This window comes from Empedobacter brevis NBRC 14943 = ATCC 43319 (assembly GCF_000382425.1).
Classification (GTDB): domain Bacteria; phylum Bacteroidota; class Bacteroidia; order Flavobacteriales; family Weeksellaceae; genus Empedobacter; species Empedobacter brevis.
The window spans coordinates 325,959-339,286 of record NZ_KB908293.1 but is presented as its reverse complement, the minus strand read 5'-3'; the positions used below and the strand labels follow the sequence as shown (position 1 = coordinate 339,286).

12 protein-coding genes are annotated in these 13,328 nt (G+C 31.9%); 7 read left to right on the top strand and 5 right to left on the bottom strand.

The features are described from left to right. Positions 1 to 19: 19 nt before the first annotated feature. The 4 genes from H277_RS0106895 (at position 20) to H277_RS0106880 (ending at position 2,912) form a co-directional block, all read left to right on the top strand. Positions 20 to 589, top strand: a complete 570-nt coding sequence (locus tag H277_RS0106895) for an RNA polymerase sigma factor (protein WP_019974852.1) — start codon at positions 20 to 22, stop codon at positions 587 to 589. Then, positions 579 to 1,247, top strand: coding sequence for a hypothetical protein (locus tag H277_RS0106890; RefSeq protein WP_019974851.1), 669 nt, complete (start codon positions 579 to 581; stop codon positions 1,245 to 1,247). Before H277_RS0106895 ends, H277_RS0106890 begins: the two co-directional genes overlap by 11 nt. A gap of 25 nt (positions 1,248 to 1,272) precedes the next feature. Then, on the top strand, positions 1,273 to 2,310 hold the full coding sequence (locus H277_RS0106885; RefSeq protein ID WP_019974850.1) for a porin family protein: 1,038 nt from the start codon (positions 1,273 to 1,275) through the stop codon (positions 2,308 to 2,310). A gap of 152 nt (positions 2,311 to 2,462) precedes the next feature. Then, the gene (locus H277_RS0106880; protein ID WP_146810736.1) at positions 2,463 to 2,912 is read left to right on the top strand and encodes a hypothetical protein; all 450 of its coding nucleotides are present in this window, start codon (positions 2,463 to 2,465) and stop codon (positions 2,910 to 2,912) included. A gap of 82 nt (positions 2,913 to 2,994) precedes the next feature. Here H277_RS0106880 and H277_RS0106875 read toward each other — a convergent pair whose 3' ends face one another. The 5 genes from H277_RS0106875 to H277_RS0106855 all read right to left on the bottom strand — a co-directional run bounded on the left by H277_RS0106875 (position 2,995) and on the right by H277_RS0106855 (position 6,462). Continuing rightward, positions 2,995 to 3,282 carry a hypothetical protein gene (locus tag H277_RS0106875; protein ID WP_019974848.1) on the bottom strand — a complete coding sequence of 96 codons (288 nt, stop codon included), beginning with the start codon at positions 3,280 to 3,282 and terminating at the stop codon, positions 2,995 to 2,997. Beyond that, entirely contained in the window at positions 3,283 to 3,780 is a 498-nt protein-coding gene (locus H277_RS0106870) for a YkgJ family cysteine cluster protein (protein WP_019974847.1), read from the bottom strand. 131 nt (positions 3,781 to 3,911) lie between these two features. After that, complete coding sequence (locus tag H277_RS18750) at positions 3,912 to 5,267, bottom strand: hydroxymethylglutaryl-CoA reductase, degradative (protein WP_019974846.1); 1,356 nt, start codon at positions 5,265 to 5,267, stop codon at positions 3,912 to 3,914. A 365-nt stretch (positions 5,268 to 5,632) separates the two neighbouring features. Then, entirely contained in the window at positions 5,633 to 6,220 is a 588-nt protein-coding gene (locus H277_RS0106860; RefSeq protein WP_019974845.1) for a hypothetical protein, read from the bottom strand. A gap of 2 nt (positions 6,221 to 6,222) precedes the next feature. After that, a complete protein-coding gene (locus H277_RS0106855) occupies positions 6,223 to 6,462 on the bottom strand; it encodes a hypothetical protein (protein WP_019974844.1) in 240 nt (79 codons plus the stop codon). 889 nt (positions 6,463 to 7,351) lie between these two features. Here H277_RS0106855 and H277_RS0106850 point away from each other — a divergent pair. From H277_RS0106850 to H277_RS0106840, 3 genes are all read left to right on the top strand, one after another. Beyond that, positions 7,352 to 9,511, top strand: coding sequence for a S9 family peptidase (locus H277_RS0106850; protein WP_019974843.1), 2,160 nt, complete (start codon positions 7,352 to 7,354; stop codon positions 9,509 to 9,511). A 171-nt stretch (positions 9,512 to 9,682) separates the two neighbouring features. Further along, positions 9,683 to 11,209 carry a peptide MFS transporter gene (locus H277_RS0106845; protein ID WP_019974842.1) on the top strand — a complete coding sequence of 509 codons (1,527 nt, stop codon included), beginning with the start codon at positions 9,683 to 9,685 and terminating at the stop codon, positions 11,207 to 11,209. A gap of 32 nt (positions 11,210 to 11,241) precedes the next feature. Further along, a complete protein-coding gene (locus H277_RS0106840) occupies positions 11,242 to 13,326 on the top strand; it encodes a peptide MFS transporter (RefSeq protein ID WP_019974841.1) in 2,085 nt (694 codons plus the stop codon). The last annotated feature ends 2 nt before the right edge of the window (positions 13,327 to 13,328 follow it).

Sequence of the window (13,328 nt, the reverse complement as noted above, 5' to 3'; positions counted from 1 at the left end):
AAGAAAGCAATTAACACACGTGAATTTATTTGTACTAAATCGAAAAAGCAAAGAGGAAATTTTAGTCGAACGACTAAAAAAGAATGATACTTTGGCGCAAAAAGAACTCTACGAACAAAGCTCAAAGAAAATGTTGAGTATCTGCAGGAGTTACATCGAAGATATGCATTATGCAGAAGATTGTATGATTAACGGTTTTTGTAAAGTTTTCAATCATATTCAAAAATTTCAAGGCAAAGGAAGTTTCGAGGGATGGATGCGCAGAATAATGGTCAATGAATGTTTAACTTTTTTGAGGGCAAATAAAACACTAATTTATGTGGATGATGTAAGAGTAGCGAATTATGATGAAATAGATGATGATATAGAAGATACATGGTTAAACTTTAATGTACAAGAAGTTTTAGATCAGCTTTCCGAACCTTATCGCTTGGTTTTTAATCTTCATATTCTCGAAGATTATTCACACCAGGAAATTGCTGAAATGTTAAATATTTCGGTATCGACGAGTAAAACGCAATTGTTTAGAGCAAAAGCAAAACTGAAAGAGATTGTACTGAGTAAAAAGAAAATGACAAATGAAAAATAACGATAAAATATCAAACTATATAAAAAACGATTTAGAAAATCGTGAATTGAAACCTTCGCATGATGCATGGGATAGGATTCAGGCTCGTATGGATGTAGCTCCTATTGCACGAAAATCAAATTTTAAATGGTGGCTTTCTGTTGCGGTAGTAGCTTTATTTACAGTTTCAATATCAATTTACTTTTATATAAATCAAACTGAAATAGAAAATAACCACGAAGAATTGGTCAATCACAAAGAGCAAAGTAAGGGAACTGGTATTGAGATGAATTCTATTTCCAATTCTAGTTCATCCGAGTCTGTTCTAGCAGATAATGAAACAATAGATTCGTCCAAAGAAGAAGTTGAGATTCCGATAAAAGAAGAAAAAAAGGCAATACAAAAAGGAAAAGTACAAATTGCTATAAATGAAGAATCTCAGCAAGTGGAGATTTCATTGCCCATTAAAAAAGAAATATTGCCTGAGAAGAAGGACGAACTAAAAACGGAATTGCAACAAAAGAAAAACCTTGTCGCGAACATAGCACAAGATTCTATAAAAAAGAATAAAAAGAAGAAGTACTTTGTAGATCCGAATATGTTGCTGTATTCTATCGAAAATAAAGAGAACCTGAAAGAGTCTAACCAATCGCGCGTGGTTTCTATAGGCTTCAAATAATACCCCATCTATTAAAAATAAGATTATGATAAAAAAACTTATCGTGGCAGGATTAGTATGTCTGTCCGCTACATCTCTATACGCTCAAAAATTTACATTTGATTTGAATGATAAAAACGATGAAAAGATCAGTCCGATTGTTCGGGATCGCATCAGCGAATTCACTTTGGTAATTCGTCAAATTGTTCAAGAAGAAAAAGGAGCAATGGAGAAGAAGATTATAGCGGTTGATAAAGAATTGGCAGAGGGAAAATTAACGGCTTCAGAAGCAACTGCTAGGAAAGAAGAAATTGCAAATGTGTATTCAGAAACGATAAATGATCGAATTCAGGAAGTAAATTTTAATCTTGATGACATCATCAAACAACAGGTTGCTTTTTCTATTATGAATGGAGATCCGGTAACGCCAAAAACAAAACAAGATGTGACAAAGCGTTACAGAATTGTTAATCAAATCAACGGATATGGATCATTCGGTTACATGGCGTTTACAGGGAAAAAAAACGAAGAATTGAATCAGCATGAAAAATTTTCGAGTAACCTTACTGCCGGGATGATCTATGAAAGGCAATTGTCGTTGACAAGTCCTTTAAATTTCTTAACAGGAGCTTTGTTTTCATGGAGAACTTATCGTTTAGATGATGATATGCGTTTTAATCGGGATGAAAACGGGAACATAGGCGTCATAAAAAGTGAAAAATCATTGGATAAATCGAAGTTGCGTTCGGCTTACTTTATGGTTCCGGTTGGGTTTAAATACAATTTCTCTAAGGTGAAAAATATAACAGAAGATTTTGCTTATCGCCCACAAGCAAAACATTATATCGCAGCTTATGTATATGGAGGGACATTATTATCTTCAAATAATATTTACAAAGGAGACGGAGTTCGTAATAAACAACGCGGAAACTATAATGTGAATAATTTTATTTATGGTGCTGAAGTTACGATAGGTTTAGGATTGATAGATGTATTTGTCCGAAAGGATTTTAATACGTATTTTAAAGATAATACGTTTGATAATCGCAAAATGATTCAATTTGGCATAAATCTTGGATTATAATCTATATCTCAATCATAGTTTTATCATTGAAATTTTATAACATCACATTTTTAATATAATCAACCCCGGATTTTTCTGGGGTTTTTTATTAGTAGAAAAATTTTCTAGATCAAATCTCAAAAAAGTGTAAATTAGTAAAAACCAAAAAAACAATGGTAAAATCGAAACTTAGTTGGCAAACCCTTATTCCTACTGTCATTTTTCTATGTTTAATGGTGATGAACTTTATGTTTGTGAAAACATTTTGGTTTGGAGGAAGTTTTTGGATCAAAGAACCTTTCCTGCAAATAGGTATTTTCATGATTTCCTTACTTGCATCGATGTCAATTTTATACGATTTGACATTTAATTTGACCTTATTTACATTAAAAGAAGAAACCTTTGAAATTCGAACAATTTTCAAGAAAGACGAAATTCCTTATCGGGCGATTTATTATTTGTACGAAGAAGAAGATATTTTGCGCCTCAATCGAAACCAAATCTTAACGATACAAACCAAAAAATCAAAATTTAGATTACGCAGTTTCTTTGATTCAAATTACGATAAGGTCAAATCAAAATTGACTGAAAAAGCAGAACAATATGTCAATTTATTGGCTTAATGAATTTGGCTAGAATAATAGTAAATTTAATATTTTTATCAAAAATCTGTTATAAAAAAGGCCGCTCAATAAGCGGCTTTTTTTAGTTATTACTATTGTTTTTTAAATAAATTAGAATATTTTGTATCAAAACTAAAATTGCAAGTGATGTAAAAAACATAAAGCCAACATAAATGGCAACCTGTTTGTCTTGCCCGATTTTAATAAAAATAAAATAAGCGAGCAGAGTTCCCATTACCTGCATGATAACAGCGCGCCACGCAATCTTTTTAACGACAGTGGAATCTTTTGTTCTAAAACCAGCAATTCCTTGATAAATAGTTGGAAAAATCAACATGATAAATGCAATTATTTTTAAAAGTGTATCCATTTATATTTTTATTTCTTTCTGCATTTGTTCCACAACTTCATAAGTTGCCGGACAAATCAATGTATTTTTTAAGGTTAAATGATTGATTTGATAAAACTTTTTCCGATCTGTATGCGGGTATTCACGACATGCCTTCGGGCGATCTTCGTACACTAAACAATAGTTTTCGTTGTCTAAAAACGGACAAGGTAATTGCTGTAAAACATAATCATTGTCCTCGTCAATGCGCAAATATTTATCGATAAACTGACTTGGTTTTATGCGAAAAACATGCGCCAATCGCTCAATGTCTTTTTGTGTAAAAAGAGGACCGGTTGTTTTGCAGCAATTTGCACATGAAAGACAATCCACACGATTGAACACATCTTCATGAATTTCTTCCATTTTCTGATCCAGATTTTTGGGTGGTTTTTTCTTTAACTTATCCAAAAACTTTTTATGCTCTTGCTGCTTTTGCTTTGCTTTTGCAAAATATTCTTCTAAGAAATGATCTCCCATTTTTCTACTTCTCCTTCTTTTACGACAAAGATTCTAACGCAATCAATTATTTCAATTGTTCAGAATCTCGTTGTGCTAACTTCTTTTATAAATGGATGAATTCTGAATTCAGTTGGATTGTTACAAAAGATTTATTTCTCTTTTTTGATTTCTTCTACATTCTTTACACCACGTACTTTGCAAAATTCTTCGATTACATTGTGATGTGAAACGGTTTTATCTTTGAAATAATTGACAAAATATTTTTTCTCTTCTTCCGTCGCTTCCAATTGATTCAAGATATTCATCAAGTGCATTTTCATATGACCTTTCTGAATTCCTGTTGTAACCAAAGAACGTAAAGCTCCAAAGTTCTGAGCTAATCCTGCTACAGCAACAAATCCCATCAATTCTTTTGCATTTGGTTTTCCAAGAATTCCTAATGCTAATTTTACCAATGGATGTAAAGCCGTTAAACCGCCAATTGTTCCAAGTGCAGTAGGTAAATCAATCCAGAAACGGAAAATACCATCTTTTACTTCGCAATGGGTTAACGATGAATACTGACCATCTTTTGCGGCATAAGTGTGTGCACAAGCTTCAACAGCACGAAAATCGTTTCCTGTTGCAATTACAACAGCATCAATACCATTCATAATTCCTTTATTATGTGTGGTTGCACGGTAAGGCTCTATTTCAGCGATGCGAACAGCACGAGAAAATTTCTCTATAAATTCCGCTGACGTTACATTTCCTTCTGCCAGTTGTTCTATAGGACATGAAACTTCAGCGCGAACAATACAATCCGGTGTATAATTGGATAAAATACACATCACAATTTGAACAGAATCTTTTTCCGGATCTGTAAAATTTGTATCAGTTTCGATTGCAGCTTTTAAAGTTTTTGCAAATTGTTCTAAACAAGAGTTGATGAAGTTGGCTCCCATCGAATCCATTGTTTCGAAAGAAGCTTTGATTTGGAAATAGTGATCCAAATCAGCCGTTTTATCGATTAATTCTAGATTTAAAATACCACCACCACGAGCTCGCATATTTTTTGTGATGTCATTTGTTGTTTCAATCAATTGGTTTTTAATTGTTGAATCAAACGCTGTTTTCAACTTTTCTTTGTCACCTTCGTACATAAAATGCACGTGACCAAGTTTTGTTGTGGATAGAATCGTTGTTTTGAATCCTCCACGAGTTTGCCAAAATTTAGCAGCTTTAGAAGCGGCCGCAACAACAGAAGATTCTTCAACAGCCATTGGAATGGCGTACAATTCGTTGTTGATCAAAAAATTTGGAGCTAAGCCAAACGGCATATAGAAATTAGAAATTGTATTTTCTGAAAATTCGTCGTGCAGTTTTTGCAACTCTGCATCGTCGTTCCAATATTGTTTTAATATTTTGATGGCAGAATCATCGCCATTCAAATATTCGTTTACGACCCATTCAATTTTTCCTTCTTTCGACAATTTCGAAAAACCTTCTACTGCTTGATGCTTCATATTGGATATTTTTTATAAGACAAAAGTACAAACGTTTTGAATGTTTTAAGATACTTCTTCTGTTTTTTGATTAATTTTTAACGATTTAGTAGAACAATAGATTTATCTAAATACAATGAATAGGGTGCTATTAATTGCATTATTACCTTTTTTGTGTACCAATTACCTCTTCTTACGATTAGTTTTTTTCGACCTTTCTTTGAGAAAAGAATTGTATTGTAATAATTTATAAAAAAATAAAATAGGTTAGAAGATTACAAAAAAACTAATCATGTCTAAAATAGAGGTTTTTTAATCATAAAAAAACCTCCAATTGGAGGTTTGTATATTACATAAAAGGTGTTATAGTTTTTTTTTCTAATAGATTATTGATTGAAAGTGTATTCAATATTACTCCAAAAAACAAATTCATTTTTAGATGTTAACTGTTTTGGAGATGATACTACTGAGGGAAAAATATCATTATATGTAATCTTCCCATATTTACTTCCCTTATTATATAAAGTTTCGTTGGTTTCTTTATTCTTAATAATTAAGGATGTTTGATAATTTTTGTATACACTTAGGGATTTATTTATTTGATCTACAGAACCTAAAATAATTTTTTTACCACCTTCTTCTATCAGAATATTATTTCCATCTTTTGTAAACTTATATTTTTGAATAGAAAGATTCTCGTTAATAATAACTGAATCTTTTTTTAGCTGAATGGTTTTTATAGATGGATCATTATAAAAAGACCATTGTTTTTTGAAAAAAGCATCAGCCTCCAGTGCATATTCGTTTCCACCAGGACCTTTATAATACTTTTGATCAAGGATTGTATAATTAGTAGAGAATTTATAAAATTCTTCCTTATTAGGTTCAGGATTTGGGTTTATTGGTGCTGAATCGTCATCATTATTGCACGAAAAGATAATGAATAAACTAAGTATTAATAATAACTTTCTCATAATTAATTTAAAGGGATATAATTAAATTTATCATCAGGTATTAACTTGTATTCAATGAAATAACTACCTGATTTTGATGTGCTTTCTCTTAAAATAGTTTGTTTTTCTATTAAAGTAGCCGTTTGAAATAATGTATTTTGTTTAATAATATTTTCAGATGAGAGTAAAACATTTGGTCTTCCTGGTTTGAATTTATTTTTTGTTAAACCTATGCTTATATAAGGAGAAGCTATCACAGGCATTTTACTTCTAGAGCTGTAGTATTTTAAAATAACATCAGCAGAATATTTACTATGATATCTATTTATATGCTCGTTTTTTTCATTTAATATTGTTTTTTTGTTAAAAGATGAATATAAGATTCAATATTAATCAATAAATATTAAAAGAAAAAAAATAAATATTAAAAAAGATAAAAGAGGTATTAATTTAATAAAATAAGCTATTCGATCTAAAACCTTAATATTGCTATATTAAACAATATTATGGTTTTAGATGTCTTAACGGATAGGTTGTCTCTAATTAAATATTATTTATTCTCTAAAAAAAGCTACTTAAGATAATTGTTACTATCTACCAATGAATTTTAATTTAAAGTATTGAATTTAAGCAAGTACCGCTTTGAATAACGTATTTAAGTAAAAAAACACGTTGTAGATAACATTTTTGAGTTAAATATAGATATTCATATCAGACAAAATTATTTCTCTTTCATATTGATTTAGTTTAAAATTGGATGCTGATTTTTTACTACAACGTTTTTATTTTTTTATAAATTTTTTCAGGGTTTATTTGTGTTTTCTTTGATTGTTCTTCGATCAGCATGGAAACCTATATAAACAAAGGTCTATAGAGGAGGTTGAATTTTTTTAATCTATTTATTTACAAAAATTTTAAGGACAGAAGAGGACAAATGTGGACAAAACTGAATATTTATGGACACATATTGTAAGAAGTATCAGTTGTATTGTTTAAATAGTTATATTACAATTGTTTGATGAATTCACCTTGTTTTTATTGAATAATATATGTTTTTGATAAAATGATGAATTATAATCAGCTGATAATTGTTTTAAGTATAAAACAGAATTGATTATATTTGAGAGTTTGAACTCACATTTTAAGAAAACTATGAAGAAATTTATTTTAAGTTTAGCTGTTTTGGTGACGGGTGTATATTCGTATGCGCAGCAGATTACACTTGAAGGAATCTACGGCGGAAAATATCGTGATACATCCTTATATGGTGTAAATTCATTGAACGATGGTGAAAATTATACTATTTTGACAAGAGACGGACTGGTAAAACGTTCTTACGAGTCAACTTTAAAGAAAGGACAATCGTCGGATGTAGTGGTAGTTCCCGGAAAATTCGAAGGATATGAATTTAGCTCTGATGAACGTTATGTCTTGTTGCAAACAGACTCTGACCAAATTTATCGTCACTCTTTTACTGCAAAATTTGAAGTTTACGATACGCAGACGAAATCTAAAGTATTGGTATTTGAAGGGAAAGGCATTCAAGAGCCTTTATTCTCTCCTGATGCTTCAAAAGTAGCTTTTTCGTTTGAGAATAACATCTATATTCAAGACTTAAAAACAAATAAAGTAACACAAGTTACGACTGACGGTAAAAAGAATAGTATCATCAATGGAATTAATGACTGGGTATATGAAGAAGAATTTGGCTTTGTAAGAAATTTTGATTGGAATGCAGATGGAACTTCTTTGGCTTATGTACGTTTCGACGAATCAAAGGTGAAAGAAATTAATATTCCGATTTACCATAACAATCTTTATCCAAAAGAGCTAAGATATAAGTATCCAAAAGCAGGGCAAGATAATTCAGTGGTGACGCTGCATGTTTTTGATACAAAAAATAATTCGACGACAAATGTTGACTTAAGTGGTGTACAAAATTATTACATTCCGAAAATTAAGTTTTCTAAAAAAACGAATTTATTAACAGTTGTGACGTCTAATCGTCATCAAAATAATGTGGATGTATCATTTTATGATATCAGCTCTAAAAAAGTAAATAAATTATTTACAGAAACGAATAAAGCATGGATTGAAACAGACAATTTAACAGTAGAATTTTTAGCGGATAATTCGTTCTTATGGACCTCTGAACGAGATGGAAACAATCATATTTATCACTATGCAGATAACGGAAAACTAATCAATCAAGTGACGATAGGAGATTGGGAGGTAACAAATTATTATGGATATAACCCGGCAAATAAAACGGTTTATTATCAATCAAATTCTAACAACGGAAAACGTATTTCTACAGAAAGACAGATTTCATCGGTTAGCTTAGATGGTAAGAAGACCACAATGCTGACAAAGAATAATGGAACGAATTCGGCTGCTTTCAGTAAGAATTTCACCTATTTCATTAATACTTTTTCGTCAATTTCAACGCCAAAAACAATTAGTTTAGTTGAATCTAAATCTGGAAAAGATTTGGGTGTGATTGTAGAAAATACTCAATTAAAGGAAAAATTAAATGCGGATAACATCGGAACAAAAGAATTATTTGTTTTAAAAACAGCTGCAGGCAATGAATTGAATGCTTACGTCATCAAGCCAAAAAACTTTGACCCAACTAAAAAATATCCTGTATTGATGTATCAATATTCAGGACCGGGTTCTCAAAATGTGAACAATGCTTATTTCAACTCAAATGATTATTGGCACATGATGTTGGCACAAGAAGGTTATATTGTTTTCTGTGTTGATGGTCGTGGAACGGGATATAAAGGAGAAGCCTTCAAAAAACAAACGTATTTACAATTGGGTAAATATGAAGTGGAAGATCAGATTGCAGCAGCAAAAGAAATTGGGAAATTACCTTATGTAGATAAATCTCGTATTGGAATTTGGGGATGGTCTTATGGAGGTTTTATGGCTTCGAACGTATTATTTAAAGGAAATGATATCTTCAAAGCAGCGATTGCCGTTGCTCCGGTAACAAATTGGCGTTATTATGATTCTGTTTATACTGAACGTTTTATGCGCACACCTGAAGAAAATGCTTCGGGATATGATGATAACTCACCAATTAACTATGCAGGAGATTTGAAAGGTAATTTCTTATTAATTTCTGGCTCAGCAGATGACAATGTTCATCCGCAAAATACATTCGAATTATCAGAAGCTTTGGTACAAGCAAACAAAGATTTTGATATGGCCATTTATACAGATAAAGATCACGGAATATATGGTGGTAATACCAGAATTCAGCTTTATCGTAAGATGACGAATTTTATCAAGAAGAATTTATAATAAACAATCTGTATTTATTATAATAAGCCAAAGAATAGGCTGATTCATAATTCAATTTGACAAAAATCATACATTAAATAAAAAAAACCTCTGCATTGTCAGAGGTTTTTTTTATTTTCGTTGATTGCTAATAAAATCTAAAAGATATATTAGCACTTAGTTAAAGAAATTATGAGTAAAGAATTAACTTTAGAGGAAATTCAGAATTTTAAAGGAAAGTATCCAAAACAGATCTGGAGTCTTTTCTTTTCTGAAATGTGGGAGAGGTTCTGCTTCTACGGAATGAGAGGAATGTTAGTATTCTTCATGATTGATCAATTGAAGTTTGAAGAAGCACAGTCGCAATTACAATATGCTGCAATACAGGCCTTTGTTTATGCTTTTACATTTGTAGGTGGTTTATTTGCAGATAAAATTTTAGGATTCAGGAAATCATTGTTTTGGGGAGGATCCTTAATGATTTTAGGAAGTATTTTATTGGCTTCAGATCCACACTCATTATTTTTCTTGGGAATGTCTTTCACTGTTGTAGGAACAGGTTTCTTTAAACCAAATATCTCTACAATGGTAGGAGAATTGTATAAAAAAGGGGACGAGAGAACAGATGCAGGTTTTTCACTTTTCTATGCAGGAATTAATTTAGGAGCTTTTCTTGGAGGATATCTTTGTATTGCAATTGGGAAAGGGCACTTATTCACAGACTTTATCGATGCGGCACACAGATGGAATGTGGCTTTTGGTTTGGCTGCTTTTGTCATGTTAGTCAGTTTAATTAACTTCTTTTTTACAGAAAAACACTTAGGGCCAATAGGCTTGCAACCTCGCAAAATTTTGCCTTCTGGTGAAAGTCAGAGAATGCCATTATGGAAAGAAATAGCAGTTTATGTATGTACACTTTTATCTATTCCATTAATCATGGCAATGGTAAAAAATACGGATTATACAGACTACTTTATGTATACAGTTGGGCCAATTACGTTGTTATATCTATTTTATGAAATGACAAAAGTGACAGCGAATGAACGAAAAAAATTGTATGCAGCCTTGATTTTTATTTTATTCTCTATCTTATTTTGGGGGATATATGAGCAAGCTGGAGGATCATTAAGTATTTACGCTGCCAAAAACCTTGATTCAAATTTATTAGGCGTTCATTTAGATCCAAATGGAGTAAATAATTCAGGTGGAGCATTTTTCATTATTTTGATTGCACCGTTATTAGGATTATTATGGTTATGGTTAGCAAAAAGAAAGATCGAACCCAATACAGTTGTAAAATTTGGTTTAGGATTTATTCTTTTAGGATTAGGATATTATGTTCTATTTGCCACTAAATTCTTTGCGAATGCAGAGGGAATTACTTCATTAAACTTCTTTACATTAGCTTTATTGGTCATTACATTTGGAGAACTGTGTTTATCACCAATAGGTTTATCTATTATGACAAAACTTTCTACACATAACTTACAAGGAATGATGATGGGAATGTGGTTCTTAGCGTCAGCTTATGGGCAGTATGTAGCAGGAATGATAGGTGCAGGAATGTCGAATTCTACAAATGAAAATGCAACTAATTTAGAACGTCTTTTTTCTTATGCTCAGGGGTACAAAGAAATTGCATTGTACGCTGTAGTTGCAGGTGTGATTTTAATATTAGTTTCACCATTGATTCGTAAACTAATGCAAGACGTAAAATAACTTTTAAGATATATACTTTTTAACAAACAAACATGAGTTCAAAATCGGAAAATTTCTTTGATTCAAAAGTGCTAGGACATCCTTCGGGATTATTTGTACTTTTCTTTACAGAAATGTGGGAGCGATTCTCGTTTTACGGAATGCGCGTTTTATTAATTCAGTTTTTAACAGCTGCAGTTATTGGATTAAATCCAGGTTGGGAATGGTCCATAGAAAAAGCAACGGCTTTGTATGGAACATACGCAATGTTATTATACATTACGCCTATTTTCGGAGGTATTATTGCCGATAAGTTTATAGGTTATCGCTGGGCAGTTGTAATAGGTGCAATTATTATGACATTAGGACATGCATTTATGGCCTTTGATACACCTTTATTTTTATATTTAGGATTAGCGTGTTTAGTAATTGGAACAGGTTTCTTTAAACCAAACATGACTTCTATCTTATCAGAAATGTACAAAGATTTCCCAGAGAAAAAAGATGGAGCTTATACCATCTTCTACATGGGAGTAAACGCCGGTGCATTTTTCGGAATGATGCTATGTGGATTCTTAGCAGAAAAAGTAGGATGGCATTGGGGATTCGGATTAGCCGGAATCTTTATGTTATTGGGTACATTACAATTCTGGTTGGCAAAACCATTATTTGGACATATTGGAGAAGTCCCTTCAAAATCCGGAAATCAATTGACGGCAGATGATGAGACTCCTAAATATGAACCGGGAGAAAAACCAAATCCTTTTACAGTTTTAGATCAAATCTTGATTGTAATCATGACCCTTTTAGGTTTAGGATATGCGTTCAATGATCCATTAAATGCAATCGGAGGAATTAACTTATTCCCGTTCTCTATCGGGGGATTATCAGGACAAAATATTGTGATTTTAGTTGCTCTTTTCTTGTTCTTAGTTGTTGTAATTCGCCGTTTGGCCAATTATACAAAAATTGTTCGTGATCGTATGATTGCAGTGATCATCTTTGCTTTCTTCGTGATCTTCTTCTGGATGTCTTTTGAACAAGGAGCAACATCGCTGGTTATTTTTGCGAGAGACAATACAGAGCGTAATTTAATTGGTGGTGCTGCAATGGCATTTAATATATTCAATACATTGCTGACAGTAGTTCCGTTATTGTTTATCTCTTATGTATTGATTTTATTGGCAAAACAAACGTTCAAAAAGGCTGCATTATCGAATATTGTATTAGCCTTTACGTTTTTAGGTATTTGGGCTGCTGCAATTTGGATGTTAAATTATAACTGGTCTTCTCATTCATATGATATTTCTTATAAAGCAGTGAAAACTGCTAAAGTAGATGAAGCAGGGAAACCGGTTTTAGATGACAAAGGATTACCTACATTTAATTTAGAACCTGTAACAGCTTCTTATGTTGCAAAACCTACAGATGTTATTGTTGATAATGTCATTAATTTAGCCTCTCAAGATGCTTTGCCAAAAGGATCTGAAATTAACATTCACAAAGAAGGAGACAAATTTGTATTGGTTTCTCCGGAAAGCTTAGTGAAATTAGATGCTGAATATAAAAATCAAAACAAACCTTCAGAAGTAGTGCCTGCTAGAGTTGCAGAAATTAAAGATAGTCAGGTAGAAATTACAGTTTCATGGTTTTCTACATTAAACTCTTTCTTTATTATTGCATTAGCATCATTAGTATCTCGCGTTTGGGATTCTAAATACAATCCTTCAGCTTCTGTTAAATATGGATTAGGATTAATCATTATGGCAGTTGGATTCGGATTCTTAGCTTTTGGTTCTTACGGAATTTCAGAAGGAGTTCGTGTTTCAATTATTTGGTTAGTTTTAGCTTATCTGTTCCATACATTAGGAGAACTTTGCTTGTCGCCGGTAGGGCTTTCGTATGTTTCGAAATTAGTTCCAGCTCGTATGATTGCATTTATGTTCGGAATGTGGTACCTTGCAATTGCAATTGGAAATAAATTGGCAGCCATTTTAGGAGGCCAAATCGAAAATATTACAAAAGAATATTCATTATCAACTTTCTTCTTAATTTTTACAATTGTACCAATTGTGGCCGGTTTAATTGTTATTGCATTAAATCCGGTGATGAAGAAATTGATGCATGGAGTTAAATAATA